This window comes from Stenotrophomonas genospecies 5 (assembly GCF_054473825.1).
In genome coordinates this window covers 2,248,704-2,265,389 of record NZ_JBTMUW010000001.1, presented here as the reverse complement: position 1 = coordinate 2,265,389, position 16,686 = coordinate 2,248,704, and the positions used below count along the sequence as shown (strand labels likewise).

13 protein-coding genes and 1 riboswitch are annotated in these 16,686 nt (G+C 66.9%); of the genes, 6 read left to right on the top strand and 7 right to left on the bottom strand.

Features of this window, described 5'->3' with window-relative positions; all coding sequences use genetic code 11:
• Window positions 1-62: 62 nt before the first annotated feature.
• The 3 genes from ACX9OW_RS10505 to hslO all read right to left on the bottom strand — a co-directional run bounded on the left by ACX9OW_RS10505 (window position 63) and on the right by hslO (window position 5,051).
• Window positions 63-2,807, bottom strand: a complete 2,745-nt coding sequence (locus tag ACX9OW_RS10505) for a TonB-dependent receptor (RefSeq protein WP_065174797.1) — start codon at window positions 2,805-2,807, stop codon at window positions 63-65.
• A gap of 384 nt (window positions 2,808-3,191) precedes the next feature.
• Window positions 3,192-4,040 carry an XOO1806 family protein gene (locus ACX9OW_RS10500; protein WP_128990771.1) on the bottom strand — a complete coding sequence of 283 codons (849 nt, stop codon included), beginning with the start codon at window positions 4,038-4,040 and terminating at the stop codon, window positions 3,192-3,194.
• Window positions 4,041-4,157: 117 nt separating this feature from the next.
• On the bottom strand, window positions 4,158-5,051 hold the full coding sequence (gene hslO, locus ACX9OW_RS10495; protein WP_180876610.1) for an Hsp33 family molecular chaperone HslO: 894 nt from the start codon (window positions 5,049-5,051) through the stop codon (window positions 4,158-4,160).
• Between the two features lie 77 nt (window positions 5,052-5,128).
• On the opposite strand from hslO, the gene mtgA reads away from it, so the two are divergent.
• The 3 genes from mtgA to ACX9OW_RS10480 are packed head-to-tail and all read left to right on the top strand — an operon-like array spanning window position 5,129 to window position 7,334.
• Window positions 5,129-5,878: a monofunctional biosynthetic peptidoglycan transglycosylase gene (mtgA, locus tag ACX9OW_RS10490; RefSeq protein WP_053520199.1), complete on the top strand. Its 750-nt coding sequence runs from the start codon at window positions 5,129-5,131 to the stop codon at window positions 5,876-5,878.
• Window positions 5,879-5,923: 45 nt separating this feature from the next.
• A complete protein-coding gene (locus tag ACX9OW_RS10485; RefSeq protein WP_053520200.1) occupies window positions 5,924-6,943 on the top strand; it encodes a glycosyltransferase family 2 protein in 1,020 nt (339 codons plus the stop codon).
• Window positions 6,903-7,334 carry a CBS domain-containing protein gene (locus ACX9OW_RS10480; RefSeq protein ID WP_053520201.1) on the top strand — a complete coding sequence of 144 codons (432 nt, stop codon included), beginning with the start codon at window positions 6,903-6,905 and terminating at the stop codon, window positions 7,332-7,334. Before ACX9OW_RS10485 ends, ACX9OW_RS10480 begins: the two co-directional genes overlap by 41 nt.
• 316 nt (window positions 7,335-7,650) lie before the next feature.
• On the opposite strand, the gene ACX9OW_RS10475 is transcribed toward ACX9OW_RS10480, so the two are convergent.
• From ACX9OW_RS10475 to ACX9OW_RS10460, 4 genes are all read right to left on the bottom strand, one after another.
• Entirely contained in the window at window positions 7,651-9,624 is a 1,974-nt protein-coding gene (locus tag ACX9OW_RS10475) for an AsmA family protein (protein ID WP_459062242.1), read from the bottom strand.
• An 85-nt stretch (window positions 9,625-9,709) separates the two neighbouring features.
• Entirely contained in the window at window positions 9,710-10,348 is a 639-nt protein-coding gene (trhA, locus tag ACX9OW_RS10470; RefSeq protein WP_053519889.1) for a PAQR family membrane homeostasis protein TrhA, read from the bottom strand.
• Between the two features lie 113 nt (window positions 10,349-10,461).
• Window positions 10,462-12,066, bottom strand: a complete 1,605-nt coding sequence (locus ACX9OW_RS10465) for a peptide chain release factor 3 (RefSeq protein WP_065174802.1) — start codon at window positions 12,064-12,066, stop codon at window positions 10,462-10,464.
• Window positions 12,067-12,132: 66 nt separating this feature from the next.
• A complete protein-coding gene (locus ACX9OW_RS10460; protein WP_053519887.1) occupies window positions 12,133-13,017 on the bottom strand; it encodes a M23 family metallopeptidase in 885 nt (294 codons plus the stop codon).
• A 135-nt stretch (window positions 13,018-13,152) separates the two neighbouring features.
• Window positions 13,153-13,271: riboswitch (SAM riboswitch) on the top strand.
• 77 nt (window positions 13,272-13,348) lie between these two features.
• On the opposite strand from ACX9OW_RS10460, the gene metX reads away from it, so the two are divergent.
• From metX to ACX9OW_RS10445, 3 genes are read left to right on the top strand one after another with little or no spacing between them, the layout of a single operon-like run.
• Window positions 13,349-14,380 (top strand): homoserine O-succinyltransferase MetX, encoded by a 1,032-nt coding sequence (gene metX / locus ACX9OW_RS10455; protein ID WP_197571440.1) that lies wholly within the window; start codon window positions 13,349-13,351, stop codon window positions 14,378-14,380.
• Window positions 14,377-15,612 carry an O-succinylhomoserine (thiol)-lyase gene (locus ACX9OW_RS10450; RefSeq protein ID WP_459062241.1) on the top strand — a complete coding sequence of 412 codons (1,236 nt, stop codon included), beginning with the start codon at window positions 14,377-14,379 and terminating at the stop codon, window positions 15,610-15,612. Before metX ends, ACX9OW_RS10450 begins: the two co-directional genes overlap by 4 nt.
• Window positions 15,609-16,676, top strand: a complete 1,068-nt coding sequence (locus tag ACX9OW_RS10445) for a homoserine dehydrogenase family protein (protein WP_197601062.1) — start codon at window positions 15,609-15,611, stop codon at window positions 16,674-16,676. The genes ACX9OW_RS10450 and ACX9OW_RS10445 overlap by 4 nt, the downstream gene beginning before the upstream one ends.
• Window positions 16,677-16,686 lie beyond the last annotated feature (10 nt).

Here is a 16,686-nt window from a genome sequence, read left to right as displayed (position 1 = left end):
AGTGCAGAAAGAACAACGGCCCCTTGCGGGGCCGTTGCTGCAGTCATCGATCGATCAACCGATCAGAACTTCTGCTTGTACTGCATGTACATGTAGCGGCCCGGCAGGTCGTACTGCGGGTCGAACATGTTGTAGGACACCGTGTACGAGACCGGCGGATCCTTGTCCCACGCGTTGTTCAGGCCCAGCATGATGGTGCCCTTCCACGGGGTGTTGTAGCGCACCTGGATGTCGTGGTACGTGGTGGCACCAATGTGGTTCTTGCGACCTTCCGGATCCGAGCAGTAGGCACGGGTGGATGCGCCCAGCAGGCAGTCTTCGGTCATGCCCGACTTGTAGCGCAGGCCGTAGTTGACACCGAAGTCACCGTAGGACCAGTCGACGTACAGGTTGGAACGGACGCGCCAGTACGGATCCTGGTCCAGATAGCGGCCCTGACGGCCATCAACCGGAGCATCTTCGGTCGACTTGGTCTCCCACTTGCTCAGGTAGGTGCCGTCCAGGCTGACGGTGAACTGGCCGAACGAGGTTTCCGGCAGCTTGTACAGCACGCCCAGATCCCAGCCCTCCACCTTGTACGACGCCAGGTTCATCAGCGGCATGTCGACGTTGGTGATGGTGTAGCGCTCGTTGATGGTGCCGTAGTTCGGGTCACGCGTGATCAGACCGCAGTAGGCTGCCTGCTGCTGCGCGGTACCACCGTAGCAACGATCCATGATGTCGCCGATCGCCGGACGGGTGATGGCGTCTTCGATCTTGATCTGCCACCAGTCCAGGGTCACGTTCAGGCCGGAGACGAAGCTCGGGCTCCACACCAGGCCCAGCGTCTTGCTGGTCGAGGTTTCCGGCTTCAGATCCGGGTTCGACTTCCAGGTGAACGGCTCGACGGTCTGCAGCGGGCCAGACTCGCCATCGGTGTTCGGCTGGACGAAGTTCGCCGGAACGCCCTGGGCGATACACTGCGCCAGCACTGCGCCGGTCGGGTTGTTGGCCCGGGCACACGGGTCGGCGTAGGTCTCGAACGAATCGGTGTCGCCGCGGTACAGGTTGTTGATGCTCGGAGCGCGGAAGCCTTCGGAATAGTTACCACGCACCATCAGGTCTTCGATCGGCTTCCAGCGGAAACCGAACTTGTTGTTGGTGGTGTTACCGAAGTTGCTGTAGTCCGAGTAACGGGTCGCCACGCTGAAGTCCAGCAGCTGGGCGCCCGGCAGATCGGCCAGGACCGGGATCGACAGTTCCAGGTAGAACTCGTCCAGGTCGTAAGCACCCTTGGTCGGCGCAGCGCCGTTGCCGGTGCTCAGGCCCGCTGCGATGAAGGCGTCGGGGTCGAACTGGCCGCTTTCCCTGCGGTTCTCATAACCGGCAGCGAAGCCCAGCGCACCGGCCGGCAGCTGCACGATCTCACCGGAGATGTTGGCGTAGTAGCTCTTCGACACCAGGCTGGCCGAATCGTGCGCGGTGAACGAGGTGTAGTCGAGTGCCGCCTGCGAGATCGAACCTTCGCCACCCAGCGGATTGATCGGTGCGCAGCCCGGAATGACGGCTCCGCCTGCGGTCAGACAGACAGCCTGGCCATCGCGGAGCGCCGACGGACCATACGCCTCATCCAGACGCTGGATGTTGAACAGGCCGTACGTCAGGTCGTTCTGGTCGGTCTTGTCGTAGCGGTAGCCGACATCCCAGTCGAAGTTGCGGTCGGCGAACTCGAAGAAGCCTTCAAAGCCACCGTAGAAGTGCCAGTTCTTGACGTTCTGGTTGAACGAACGGCCGCCGGTTTCATTGAAACGACGGTTCACGCCGGTCAGGTCCTGGCCGTACGGGTTGTACATGCTGTCCGCGCTGAGCGTCATGCCCGTCACCGGCATGGCCGCCAGCAGCTGCTCGGACTTGCGCTCGTTGTACATCGCCTCGGTGCGGAAGGAGATGTTGTCCGTGATGTTGTACGAACCCACAGCGAACAGCGAGGTGCGCTCGTTCGGGGTCAGCAGGTAGTTGTCCGGCGCGGTGTTGTAGCCGTGCACGTTGCTGACGAACGGGGTTTCCACGCCATTGATGATGACGTAGCGCTGATCATTGCGGACGTAGGAGCCCGGGATGCCGGTGCCGCTCTGGCCGCTGAAGAACGGCGGGCCGCCAGCGGAGATCTTGCGATTGCCGGCCATGACCTCCTTCTCGTTCACGTAGGACGCACCCAGCACCAGCGACGCACGGTCGGTGGTGGTGCCGATGGTGAAGTCATAGGCTTCACGATCGCCGTCGCCCTGGCTGTACTGGCCCTTGTAGAAGTTTGCCTCGGCGCCGTCGAAGTTCTGCTTGGTGATGATGTTCACCACGCCGGCGATGGCATCCGAACCGTAGATGGTCGAAGCGCCGTCCTTCAGGACGTCGATGCGCTCGATCATCGCGGTCGGGATGGTGTTCAGGTCGACGCTGCCGTCCAGACCGGTGGTCCAGCGACGGCCGTTGACCAGCACCAGGGTGCGCTCGGCGCCGAGGTTGCGCAGGCTGACGCCGGCCGAACCGTCACCACCGTTGTTGAAGGTGCGGTTCAGTGCGGCACCGTTGGCGGCGACGCGCTGCAGGATATCGGCAACCGAGGTCACACCCTGCTTTTCGATATCGGCGCGGGTCAGGCTCAGGACCGGCTGCGAGGTTTCGATGTCGGTGCTCTTGATGCGCGAACCGGTCACCGAAATGCGATCCAGGTTGGTCGCTTCCTGCGCCTGGGCGGTTACGGACGTGGCCGCACCCGCGATCAGCGCGACGACAACAGCGTCACGCAGCTTGTTGGACTGGAAATTCATTGGCTCTCTCTCTCCAAGAAATCTTGGCTGGGGTTATGCCCGGCGGGGAAGCGAAAGTGCGCTTCCAAATCGCGAGGCTGAGCCGATAGTAGCGGGCGCCTGCAAAGAATTAAAGCTGTGTTAATCAAAGCTGTGATTTGTGTAAATTGATGGAATGTCAATACTTTTCAACGGCTTGCAGTAGGGTTTGTGGCATGGTGCCTCGTTTGTTAAAAAAAAATGATGAAAAAAGTTTCCATTGATATGTATCGAAACATGTCGCGGCGGCGAGAAACGCACACATTGCGACAGAGCCGGAGGGGCGCAGAGGGAGTGCGGCACACGCAAACGCAACGGGCGCCTTCCGGCGCCCGCGATGTCACTGCATGAGGGAGGTGCGAGCGGTCAGAGATCCTGCTCGTAACGCACATACGGCACGGTGCCGTCGTCGTTGCTCTCGTTGCGTGGAGAGAAGGGGTTCTTGCCGCGGCTGATCACGTTCTCGGCGCCGACGGTGAGCTGGCCGGACCACGGCGTCCGCCAGGTCAGGCCGATGCCCAGACCTTCCCACTTGCCAGGGCGGCCGGGTACGTCGACCACGCGGCCGATGATGCTGCCGGTGAAGTTGCCGTAACCGGCGCCGAGGCTGAGGCTCTTGCTGTCCCAGCGATCGACCAGGGCCGGCGAGGCATCGGCCAGCGGAACCAGGCGTGCCTTGGCGTAGGTGCCGGCGATGGACACGAATCCTTCGCGGCCGATGTTCTTCTGCGCGAACACGGTCAGGTCGTTCTGCTCGGCACGCAGCGACGGCGTCTTGTTCGGGCCGGCCAGCCAGGCGGGCAGTGTTTCGCGACCGGTACCGGCGGTGATGCCCAGGCGGCTGCTGCCCCGGTTCAGGGCAGCCGTGCCGGTGAAGCGGCGGCTGCTGAGGTCATCGTCGTCGCCCAGGCTGGCCAGCATGCAGTGGCTGGCCAGACCGCTGATGCTGGTACTGCTGCTGTTGCTGCAGAGCAGGCCCAGCGAGTCGCCCGACGACAAGCCAAAGGCCGCATCCAGCGAATTGCGGCCGAAATGCCAGCGGGCGCCGGCGGCCTGCTCACCGGTGGGTTCCAGGTAGAGCAGGGCTTCGACCTTGCCGCTGCCCTTGTTCCACACCGGCAGCACCGTGCGGGTGTCCTTGCTCTGCGCATGCGCGCCCGCGACCGCGCCAAGGGCGATCAGCAGGGCCAGCGGTAGACGCAGATAGGTACGCATCGGACCAGTTCAGACAGGGACAGACAACGGAAGTTCCCGCAGGGGCGGGGACTCGATCCTAGGGTGTTTATGATTTCTTAACAAGCCTTGATCCTCCCCAGGTGCAAGACCCGCCGCTTACTGAAGGCGTTCAGGTGCCGGAACAGCCCCCTCGGCACCGTGGAACAGTATGCCGAACTCCGTCAACGGGAAGTGATACTCCCGTCCGCAGAATTCGCAGCGGACTTCGACCTCGCCGGTGGCTTCGGCCGCCGCCCGCGCCTCTTCCTCGCCCAGCGACTGCAGCATCGAGGCGACCCGCTCGCGCGAGCAGGAGCAGGCAAAGGACAGTGGCTTGCTGCCCATCAGCTCCGGGTTCTCCTCATGGAACAAGCGGTGCAGCAGCTGCTCGGCGGGAGTAGCGAGCAGTTCGGCCCTGCCCAGGGTCTCGAACAGGGCACTGGCGCGTGACCAGCCATCTTCGTCGCCCTCGTCGCCGGGTAGTTTCTGCAGCAGAAGGCCGCTGGCCCCCGTGCGGTCGGCGGCCAGCAGCAGTCGCGTCGGCAACTGCTCGGACTGCCGGAAGTAGTCCTCGAAGGCCTCGTCCAGTTCCGCGGCGCTGAGCCCGACCAGGCTCTGGTAGCGCTGCGGTTCGCGCGGGTCCAGCCCGGGGTTCTCGATGGTGATGGCGAGGAGGGCGTCATCGCCCAGGCTGGACAGGTCGCGCGGCGCGTCGGCGCCCTCGCTGAGCTGGGCGATGCCGCGCAGGGTGCCGGCGGCGGTGCATTCGGCGAACAGCGTGCGCAGGGTCGTGCTGCTGCGCAGCTGGATGGACAGGCGGCCGTCGACCTTGGTGTGGCCGGTGAACAGCGCCGAGGCCACGCAGGCTTCGCCGAGCAGCTCGGCTGCGGCGTCCGGGTAATGGGCATGGGACAGGATTTCCTGCCAGGTGGCCTGCAGGCGCACGTGTACGCCGCGGACACCCGCGTCGGGAAGCAGGAAGCGGATCAGGGAATCAGGTTGGGCGGTCATCGGCTCACATCGCGCGGAAACAGGGGTGGTTGCCGGATAATGCGCCGACAGCCAGGCAGAAGAAGGATGCACCACTAATGGGGGCAGGGGGAGAGCAGGACAAGGTGAAGGTGGCCGGGGACGTTCCGCGCCGCCGGCGTTGGCACTGGAAGCGGCTGCTGTGGCTGCCGGTGCTGTTCGTGGCCTTCAGCTGCCTGCAGGTGCTGGTGCTGCGCTTCGTGGATCCGCCCATTTCCAGCGTGATGCTGTGGCGCTACGGGGAGGCGCTGGGTGCGGGCGACTGGGCCTACCGGCTGCACTACCAGTGGCGGGATCTGGACCAGATGGCGCCGAGCCTGCCGATTTCGCTGGTGGCGGCCGAGGACCAGCGTTTCCCCGAACACAGTGGGTTCGATCTGCAGGCCATCGAGAAGGCGCGTGACCACAACGCGCGGGGCGGCCGGCTGCGCGGGGCCAGCACCATCAGCCAGCAGGTGGCCAAGAACCTGTTCCTCTGGCAGGGCCGCAGCTGGATCCGCAAGGGCCTGGAGGTCTGGTACACGGTGCTGATCGAAACGTTGTGGCCCAAGCAGCGGATCCTGGAGATGTACGCGAACATCGCCGAGTTCGGTGACGGCGTGTACGGTGCGCAGGCGGCGGCGAAGACCTTCTGGGGCAAGGACGCCGCGCGCCTCAGCCCGGCCGAGAGCGCACGGTTGGCGGCCGTGTTGCCGGCACCGCGGCGCTACAGCGCGGCCTCGCCCGGTCCCTACGTACAGCGTCGCGCCGCGTGGATCCAGCGCCAGGCCCGGCAGCTGGGCGGCGCTGCGTACCTGGCCGAGGACTGAGGCGGGCGTCTGCGCCGCTCCGCACTGGCGACGTACAATCCGGGCATGATCCGTGAACGCCTCACCGTCGTCATTGCCGCCTGCAACGAAGCTCTGGCGCTGCCGGTACTGCACCCGCGCCTGTGCGCGGTACTGGATGCGATGCCGGACATCGATGGCCACATCCTTTACGTGGACGACGGCAGCCAGGACGGAACCTGGGAGGTGATCGCCACGCTGGCGCAGTCCGAGCCACGCGTGTCGGCGCTGAAGCTGTCGCGCAATTTCGGCAAGGAGGCCGCGCTGACCGCCGGGCTGGATCTCGTCCGCGAGGGTGCGGCGATGATTCTCGATGCCGACGGCCAGGATCCACCGGAACTGCTGCCGCAGTTCGTGGCGCGGTGGCGCGAGGGCTATGACAACGTCTATGGCACGCGCCGGGCGCGCGCGGGCGAGAGCTGGGTCAAGCGTGCGACCGCGGCGATGTTCTACCGGGTGATCGGCCGCCTGTCGCGCACGCCGATTCCCGCCGATACCGGGGACTTCCGCCTGCTGTCGCCACGCGCGCTGAGCGCGTTGCGTGAAATGCGTGAGCGTCACCGTTTCATGAAGGGGCTTTTCAGCTGGGTTGGCTTCCGCCGGGTGGCGGTGCCGTACCAGCGCCACCCGCGGGTGGCCGGCAGCAGCAAGTTCAGCCTGTGGCGGCTGTGGAACTTCGCGCTGGAAGGCATCACCGGTTTCTCCACCGTGCCGCTGCGCGCGGCCACCTATCTGGGCCTGGCCACTGCGGCGGTGGCCTTCGTGTTCGGTGTATGGGTGATCGTGAAGGCCGCGATGTACGGCGACCGCGTGGCGGGCTGGCCGACGATGATGGCGGTGATCCTGTTCCTGGGCGGTGTGCAGCTGATCGCGCTGGGCCTGATCGGCGAGTACCTGGGGCGCCTGTATGAGGAGTCCAAGCAGCGTCCCCTGTACCTGGTTGACGCCTGGCTAGCATCGTCCGTGGCAGACTCCGTCGTGCAACCCACCCTGGGAGGGCAGGCAGATGACGTCGGTACGGCAACTGTTGGACGGCAAGTCCCCTGAAGTGCATGCGGTCGCGCCCGGCGCGGCGGTGATCGATGCGATCCGGCTGATGGCCGAAAAGGGCATCGGTGCGGTGCTGGTGATGGAAGGGCCGCGACTGGTCGGCATCCTGTCCGAACGTGATTACGCCCGCAAGATCGTCCTGCGCGATCGTTCCTCACGCGATACGGCGGTAGCCGAGATCATGACTGCGAAGGTGGTGACGGTGGCGCCCGGCGAACAGGTCGAACATTGCCTGCAGCTGGTCACCGATTACCGTATCCGCCATCTGCCGGTGGTGGAGGGGGGACAGGTGCTGGGCGTGATTTCCATCGGCGATCTGGTGAAGTCGGTGATCGATGCACAGCGCCGCGAGCTGGACCAGCTGCAGCAGTACATCGTGGCGGGATGAGTTTTCGCTGGCGGGCCTGCGGCCCGCCGGCCCGCTGTTCGGAGCCAAAGCCAAAGCCAAAGCCAAAGCCAAAGCGGCGCCTTGCTGATGCGCGGGAAGGCGGAGGGCATGGCCGTGCAGGACACGCCGTAAACCCATCCATGGGGGCTCGATGGCGCCATCCATGGCGCCAACGGTCCTGCACGGCCATGCTCTCCGCTTCTGGATACATTGCTGGGAACGCGGTGGGTAGCGGCCAGCCTTGGTTGGCAACACCTTGTGGTTCCGCGCGTGCCTCTCAATTCGCGATCCATACAGCCGCCGCGAACAAACGTGCCTACTTCGCGTACTGGCCGCCGCAGTCGGCGTCCTTGCCGGGGCCCAGTTCGATCGTGGCCAGTAGCGCGGCCGGTGGCGCGATGCTTCCCAGTGCCAGGGCGACCGCACCGCGGACGCCGAGCGCCTTGAAGTCCGGGCGGAACGAAGGATCCTTGAACGTTCCGGCGATGTGCAGCGGCGAGCGCAGCACGAGGATGCTGCGGTCCTTCGGCCGTGGCTTCAGCAGCAGGTCCAGCGACTCATCGCGCAGGCTGACGGTGCCTTCGCCGAGAATCAGCGTGTCGGTGGTATCGACGGCGAACGTGCGGCTTGTCATCAATCCCTCGCGTACGCCGAAGTCGGCAAAGGCGCAGCGCAGCGGAATCTGCTTGTCGCCGGTCACCAGGAACTTGACTGCCTCGGTGATGTCCAGCCCGGCCAGTTCCATCACCAGATTGCCGACGTGGCCACGTCCCATTGCCAGGCCCACATCGCCATTGCTGCTGCCCAGCATGGCGGCGATCGAGTTGCCGCGGCCGCTGAGGTCGATTTCGCCACCGATGCCGCCCTTGGCCTGCTCGGCCAGCTTCGCATCCGGGAACAGTTGTCCCAGCTGCACGCCGCGCACGCTGGCCTTGAGCGCGGTGGCGATCTGCGGCTGCCGCGCATCCATGCGGATCGTGCTGCGGATGTCACCACCGGCCACACCGAAGTTCAGCGGGTCCAGCCGCAGCACGCCATCGTCCAGCAGCAGATGCGCATCCATATCGTCAAGCGGCAGCGATGGTGCGTTGATGCGATGTGCCTTCCAGCGCACATCGGCATCCATCGCGCGCAGCTTGCCCAGGTTGTACGGCGTGTCAGGCAGCACCCTGCTACTCGCGGCCACACGTGCGGCCTCGGCCTTCTGCTCGGCGTTGGCGGTCTCGCCGCCACCGGTTCTGGGCGGGGCGCCGACAAAGCCGGCCAGGTCGTCGAAGTCCAGCCGGCGGGACTCCAGCGTGGCCGTCAGGCGCGGGCGCGCACCACCTGTTTCGAACTTCACATTGCCGCCGAGATCGCTGTCGCCGACCTTGCCGGTGAACTGCTCGTAGCGCCACACGTTATGGTCGCGCTTCAGGCGCCCCTCCAGGGCATAGGGCGGCGAAGGCGGAATGGCGATGCCCAGCAGGGGATACAGGTCGGCCAGATCCTGGCCACTGAGCGCGAAAGCGAGGTCGAGCACCTGCAGCTGGAAGGGATTGGTCAGGGTGCCACGGGCGACGGCATGGGTGGCACCTGCACGCCCATCAAGATGGATGCGGAAGGGATGATCGCTGTCGGTCAGTTCCAGCGGAGATTCGGTGCCGCCGCGAAGGGTGAAAGGATTGCCCTGCCAACGACCCTTGCCCTGCACCAGCAGGGGCGGCGCGGCATCCGCCTGCCTGGGCCGGCCACTACGCACATTGACATGGATGTCGGTGCGACCCGCCGCGTCGATGAACTGCAGGCGGCCGTCATCGATACGCAGCCGCTTGAGCTGGGGCGTGGCGCCGCCGCGGCTGTCACCCAGGAAATCCCAGTTGCCCGGCTCGCCCTTGCGTGGGGCGGTTTCCAGCAGCACGTCGGGACGGGTCAGGCGGATCTCGGGGAGCTGCACGCTGCCCCGCAGCAGGGGCCACACCCGCAGGTCGATTTCGACCCGGTCGGCACTGGCCATGTTCGGCTGCTTCGCCCATGACGCATTGGCGAACGTGACGGTGTCGGCGCGGATCGTGCTGGTACGGCCGAGGTCGACATCCAGGTGGCCGATCTGCAGCAGGCGGCCGGTCCGCGCCTGTACCGCCCGCTCGACCGGCCCCTTGAACCAGTTCCAGTCCCAGAGCGCGATCAATACCAGGATGGCCGCCAGCAGGAACACCAGCACCGCCAGCCAGCGCTGGCCTCGCGGGCCAGGGCGGCGGAAGCGCCAGCGCGACGGACGCGGCGGAGCAGGGGAGGCAGTCGCATTCACGCTGCCATGGTTGCCCTGCGCGGGTGGACGCAGCGCGAAGCGTTCATGTGCGCGGTGTGCACATGAACGCGTGTGGCACGGATATCTACAGCACCTGCATGGTCACCGCGACGAAGTGGCAGACACTGCCGCCGATCACGAACAGGTGCCAGATCGCATGCGAATAGGGGATCGATTCGCGGTGATAGAAGTAGGTTCCCAGCGTGTAGGAGATACCTCCGGCCAGCAGCCAGCCCAGCGTCCAGCCATCGATGGAGGCCAGCATGGGCTTGACCGCGACGATCACCAGCCAGCCCATGGCCACGTAGATGGCGGTGGACAGGCGCTTGAAGCGGCCGGTATAGAACAGCTTGAACACCACGCCGGCCAGGGCCAGCGTCCAGATCGCGGCGAACAGGCCCCAGCCCCAGGGGCCGCGCAGGCCGATCAGCGTGAACGGCGTATAGGTACCGGCGATCAGTACATAGATCGCGCAGTGGTCGAAGACCTTCAGCCTGCCCTTGGCAACCGGATGCTGGATGGCGTGGTAGAGGGTGGAGGCGGTGTACAGCAGCAGCAGCGCGATGCCGAACACGATCGCACCTGCCAGTTGCCAACCATCGCCGTAGATGGCGGCCAGGGTGATCAGCACGGCACCCGCACCGAGCGCCAGTACGGCGCCGAGACCGTGGGTCAGCGCACTGGCGATTTCTTCGCGGATCGAAGCAACGGAAGTCGAGGACATGGCGTAGGCATCATTCGCGGGGAGGGGGACCCGCGCCCCCCTATCATCGCCGCGATGGCGGGCGCATGCACGCCCGCCTCCACACGGAAGTCCGATGTCCTGACTGGCCGGATTCAGCCAGCGGTTAGGGTGTGCGCGGCCTCGCGGGTGGCGGCAAAGCGCACGTCGGGCGCGCGCTCCTGTGCCAGCTGCAGGTTGACCCGGGTCGGCGCGAGATAGACCAGATGGCCGGCGGCGTCCAGCGCCAGGTTCAGTGCGTTCTTCTCGCGGAACTCTTCCAGCTTCTTCTCGTTGCTGCAGTGGATCCAGCGCGCCGTGGTGACGCTGACCGGCTCGAAGGTGGCTTCCACGCCGTACTCGTCCTTCAGGCGGTAAGCGGCCACGTCGAACTGCAGCACGCCCACCGCACCCAGGATCAGATCGTTGCTGGTCAGCGGCCGGAAGAACTGGGTCGCGCCCTCTTCGGAGAGCTGGGCCAGGCCCTTCTGCAGCTGCTTGAGCTTGAGCGGATCGCGCAGGCGCGCACGGCGGAACAGCTCCGGGGCGAAGTTGGGGATGCCGGTGAAGGTGACGGCCTCGCCTTCGGTGAAGGTATCGCCGATGGAAATGGTGCCGTGGTTGTGGATGCCGATCACATCGCCCGGCCAGGCCTCGGCGGCGATTTCACGGTCGCTGGCCATGAAGGTCAGGGCGTTGGCCAGCTTCATCTCCTTGCCGGTGCGCACGTGGAAGGTCTTCATGCCCGCGCTGAAGCGGCCCGAGCACACCCGCATGAAGGCGACGCGGTCGCGGTGCTGCGGGTCCATGTTGGCCTGGATCTTGAACACGAAGCCGGTCAGCTTGCTCTCTTCCGGGGCGATCTCGCGGCCGGTGGTGGCGCGTGCCTGCGGCGATGGCGCGTGCTCGACGAAGAAGTCCAGCAGGGGCTGCACGCCGAAGTTGTTCACGCCCGAACCAAAGAACACCGGCGTCTGCTTGCCCTCGCGATAGGCCTGCAGGTCGAACGGATGGCTGGCGCCCTGCACCAGCTCCAGTTCATCGCGCAGGTCGGCCAGCATCTGTGCGCCGATCTTCTCGGCCAGGCCGGGAGCGTCGATCGACGGGAAGATGGTCGAATCCTGGCGGGTGAAGTTGCGACCCGGTTCGTACAGGTGCACCTCGCCGGTCAGCAGGTGGACCACGCCCTTCAGGCGCTGGCCCATGCCGATCGGCCAGGTGACGGGCGCGCACTGGATGCCCAGCACGGTTTCCACTTCATCCAGCAGTTCGATCGGATCCTTGCCCTCGCGGTCCAGCTTGTTGATGAAGGTCATGATCGGGGTGTCGCGCAGGCGGCACACTTCCATCAGCTTGATGGTGCGCTCTTCCACGCCCTTGGCCACGTCGATCACCATCAGTGCCGAGTCCACCGCGGTCAGCACGCGGTAGGTGTCCTCGCCGAAGTCGGCGTGGCCGGGGGTGTCGAGCAGGTTGACGATCTTGCCTTCGTACGGGAACTGCATCACCGAGGAGGTGACGGAGATGCCGCGTTCCTTCTCCAGCGCCATCCAGTCGGAGGTGGCATGGCGGGCCGCCTTGCGGCCCTTGACCGAACCGGCCATCTGGATCGCGCCTCCGAACAGCAGCAGCTTTTCGGTCAGCGTGGTCTTGCCGGCGTCAGGATGGGAGATGATGGCGAAGGTGCGGCGACGCGACGCTTCGGTGGCGACTTCGGACATGGCAGTGGCGCCCGCCCGGGGCGCTTTTCAAAGAGATAAGCGCCTGATTATACCGGCCGTGGCCGGTCAGCGCCCGGCCGCGCCCTCGGCATCACCCTGGCGGGCGAACTGCAGCTGTCCCTGGGAGGCGAAGATGCGCACGGGTACCGAGCGCAGCGCCATGCCGCGGTTGACCTGCACCACGAAATGCAGGTGCGGGGCGCTGCTGTAGCCGCTGTTGCCGGACAGGCCGATCGGCTGTCCGGCCTGCACGGCCTGGCCACGACGCACGCGCATGCCGCCTGCCTGCAGATGGCCGTACAGCGCCATGCTGCCGTCGCTGTGCAGGACACGGATGAAATTCGCCCTGCCGCCGTCGCGCTCGCGGTCCTGGCCGTTGCCGCGGAAGCCGTCCTGGATCTGCATCACCGTTCCCTCGCGCGCGGCCAGCACCAGCGTCGCCTCGGGCAGGGCGAAGTCCACGGCGTCGCGGTTCTCCTCGTCATCGTGGCTGAACCGGCCCTGCGGCGCCTGGTCCACGCGCAGGCGTGCGGCGTCGAACGGCAGGCGGTAGGCCACGTCTTCGGCGCGGGCGTCGGGACGGCCCGGTACCGACTGCAGGCGTACGTCGAGCGTGCTGCCGCCCACGGGCGAGGGCAGGTGACCGACCACGAAGCTGCTGTCGCCCTGCACCAGCGACCGTACCGGCAGGCCCTCGATGGGGCGCCCGGGTCCAGCGCGCAGTTCAACCTGTAATGGGCCGGCCAGGGTGTTGTCGATCCGGGCCTGCCAGTATTCGCCCACCTGCTGCAGCCGCAGCTGCGCCATGGGGACCGCCTGGCCGATGCCCTGCGTGCCGGGGGCGGGGGCCGGTGAGGGCACCAGGCCCCAGCCCTGCCGCCAGTCGGCAGCTCCGGCGGTGGTGCTGACCAGCAGCGGCAGCAGCAGGCAGGACAAGGGCAGGCGCGGCATCGGGCGTTCCGGACAGGGGGACCGCCGCGACTGTACCTGATCCGCGAAAGGTGGGCCGCAGCGATCGCTCTGTGCATTCATCGCTTTATCCGCATGAAGGGATTGACATGCGCGGAAAGCGATGGCATCGTGGCTCCACCATCGAGACCGGCAGAGGGACAGGCCCTTTGAAGCCGGGGCAGCCCGCAGGCGCGCAAGTGCCGGCGTAGGTGCCAAATCCTGCGGGGACCGTGGCGTCCACCGGAAGATGGTTCGAACCATGCACCGCAGGTGCATCTCGAACGCGAGCCCCGCGAAGGCTCGATGGCCGATTCCCCTAACGGATCCCGCCATGAGCTTCGCCCCCAGCACCACGCTTCGCCCCGAACCCTTTGTCCCCGTCAGCGTGCCGGTCGAAGACCGCGTGCACGCCGAGCGCGGCGAGTTCGCCGCGGTGCTGTCGATGCGCCACGCCGGCGCGTGCCCGGTACGCGTTCGCTACGAATGGGTGGGACCGGTCGATGCACCGGTGGTGGTACTGGCTGGCGGCATCTCCGCCCATCGCCATGTGGCGTCCAACGCGCAGTTCGCCGAGAAGGGCTGGGCCGAGGAACTGGTCGGCAGTGGCCGCACGCTCGATCCGCAGCAGCTGCGCGTTCTGGCGTTCGACTTCATCGGTGCGGATGGCGCGCTGGACGTGCCGATCGACACGGCCGACCAGGCCGACGCGCTGGCCCTGCTGCTGGATCACCTGGGCATCCGCACACTGAAGGCCTTTGTCGGCTACTCCTATGGCGCCCTGGTCGGGCAGCAGTTCGCTGTCCGCCATCGCGCCCGCGTGCGCCAGCTGGTGCTGGCCAGTGGTGCGCACCGTCCGCACCCCTATGCCGCGGCGTGGCGTGCGTTGCAGCGCCGGGCGGTCGCCCTGGGACAGCTGCAATGCGGTGAAGACCATGGCCTGGCACTGGCCAGGCAGTTCGCGATGCTCAGCTACCGCACGCCGGAAGAGTTCGGCGAGCGCTTCGACGCTCCGCCCGAGGTGGTCAACGGCCGCGTCCGTGTGGCCGCCGAGGACTACCTCGACGCGGCGGGCGCGCAGTACGTCGCGCGCACCCCGGTGACCGCCTACCTGCGCCTGTCCGAATCGATCGACCTGCACCGCGTGGATCCCACCGCCATCCTGCCGCCAACCGTGGTGGTGGCCGTGGAAGGCGATCGGCTGGTGCCGTTGGCCGACCTGGTCGGTCTGGTCGAGGGGCTGGGTCCGCGCGGCAGCCTGCGCGTGCTGCGCTCCCCATACGGCCACGACGCCTTCCTCAAAGAAACCGATCGCATCGACGCGATCCTCGCTACCGCCTTCCGCACTTCTGGAGAGACCGCATGAGCCTGCACGCCGCCGAGCCGTCCTGTTGTCGCACCACTGCCGCCGTCCGCGCCGGCATCGATCGTGACACCGCCCATGGCGCGGTCACTCCACCGATCGTGCTGTCGTCGAACTTCAGCTTCGAAGGCTTCGGCAACAAGCGCCAGTACGACTACACGCGCAGTGGCAACCCGACGCGCGACCTGCTGAGCGAAGCACTGGCCGAACTGGAAGGCGGAGCCGGTGGCGTGGTCACCGCTACCGGCATGGGCGCCATCAACCTGGTGCTGAATGCCCTGCTGCAGCCGGGCGACACGCTGGTGGTACCGCACGATGCCTACGGCGGCAGCTGGCGCCTGTTCAACGCGCTGGCGAAGAAGGGGCATTTCGAACTGGTCACCGCCGACCTCACCGACCCGCGCACGCTGGCGCAGGCCCTGGCCACCCAGCCACGGCTGGTGCTGGTGGAAACCCCGTCCAACCCACTGCTGCGCATCACCGACCTGCGCTTCGTCATCGAGGCGGCGCACAAGGCCGGGGCGCTGGTGGCGGTCGACAATACGTTCCTGTCGCCGGCGCTGCAGCAGCCGCTCTCTTTCGGTGCCGATCTGGTGCTGCATTCGACCACCAAGTACATCAACGGCCACAGCGATGTCGTCGGCGGTGCGGTGATCGCACGTGATCCCGCGCTGCACGAACAGCTGGTGTGGTGGGGCAACGCACTCGGGCTGACCGGCTCTCCCTTCGATGCTTTCCTGACCCTGCGCGGCCTGCGCACGCTGGATGCACGCCTGCGTGTGCACCAGGAGAACACGGCCTCGATCGTCGCGCTGCTGGACGCGCACCCCGCCGTGGCCCGGGTGTATTACCCCGGCCTAGCCGACCATCCCGGTCATGCCATCGCCGCACGCCAGCAGAGCGGCTTCGGCGCGATGCTGTCCTTCGAGCTGGCCGACTGCGCCGGCGAGGATCCGCACGCTGCCGTGCGCGCGTTTGTCGATGGACTGCGCTGCTTCACCCTGGCCGAATCGCTGGGCGGCGTGGAAAGCCTGGTCGCGCATCCGGCGACCATGACCCACGCAGCGATGAGCGTTGAGGCGCGTGCTGCCGCTGGCATCAGCGAAGGGCTGCTGCGCCTGTCGGTCGGCATCGAGGCCGAGCGCGACCTGCTGGCCGATCTGGGTGCGGCGCTGGCCCGCGCCGAAGCGGTGATCGACGCTGCCGCACGTCGCAAACAGGTGGTGGACGCATGAGCGCGCTGGCTGCCGAGATTCCGGCGCTGGGCGGCGGTCGCCTGGCACTGCTGGGCACCGGGACGGTGGGCTCTGCGTTCGTGCAGCGCTACCAGGCCCTGCAGGCGCGCGGCCTGGAACTGCCCAGCGTGCAGTGGCTGGCCAACTCGCGTACTGCGCTGGCCATTGACCGCGATCTGGCCCTGCCGCTCGAACTGGCGCGGCGCGCACCGCGTGGCGGCCAGAGCGTGCCACCGTGGGCCGGTGCCGAAGGGCTGGAGCGTGGCGATGTGGTGGTTGATGCCACCGCCAGCGAAGACGTGGCCGCCCGCCATGCGCAGTGGCTGGCGCGCGGGGTGCATGTAGTGACGGCCAACAAGCTGGGCCGGGGCGGGCAGCTGTCACGCGCGAAGGCCATCGCCGAGAGCTGCGCCGACAGCGGCGCCCGGTACGGCGACAGTGCCACCGTGGGGGCGGGACTGCCGCTGTTGAGCAGCCTGCGCGCGCTGGTGGCCGGGGGGGATCACATCCACGCGATCGAGGGGGTGTTGTCCGGTTCCCTGGCCTGGTTGTTCCATCGCTATGACGGCCGTTCGCCGTTCTCGGCTGCAGTGCGCGAGGCGCTGGCCGCGGGTTACACCGAACCGGATCCGCGCCTGGATCTGTCCGGCGAGGATGTGCGGCGCAAGCTGCTGATTCTGGCGCGCAGCAGCGGACTGGCGCTGGATGCCGCACAGGTGCACGTGGATTCACTGGTGCCTTCGGCGTTGGCTGCGCTGCCGCTGGACGACGCATTGGCCGAACTGGAGCAGCTGGACGCACCGCTGCAGGCGCGCTGGCAGCAGGCGACGGACAGCGGCCGTGTTCTGCGCTTCGTCGGCCGGGTCGACGCTGACGGCGCACAGGTGGGGCTGCGTGAACTGCCGGCCGATCATCCACTGGCGCAGGGGGCGGGCACCGACAACCGCGTCGCGATCCACAGCGACCGCTATCGCACCCAGCCGTTGCTGATCCAGGGACCGGGAGCGGGCGCGGAAGTCACTGCTGCCGCATTGCTGGATGACGTGCTGCGCATCGTGGGATGAGCAGCGTCCC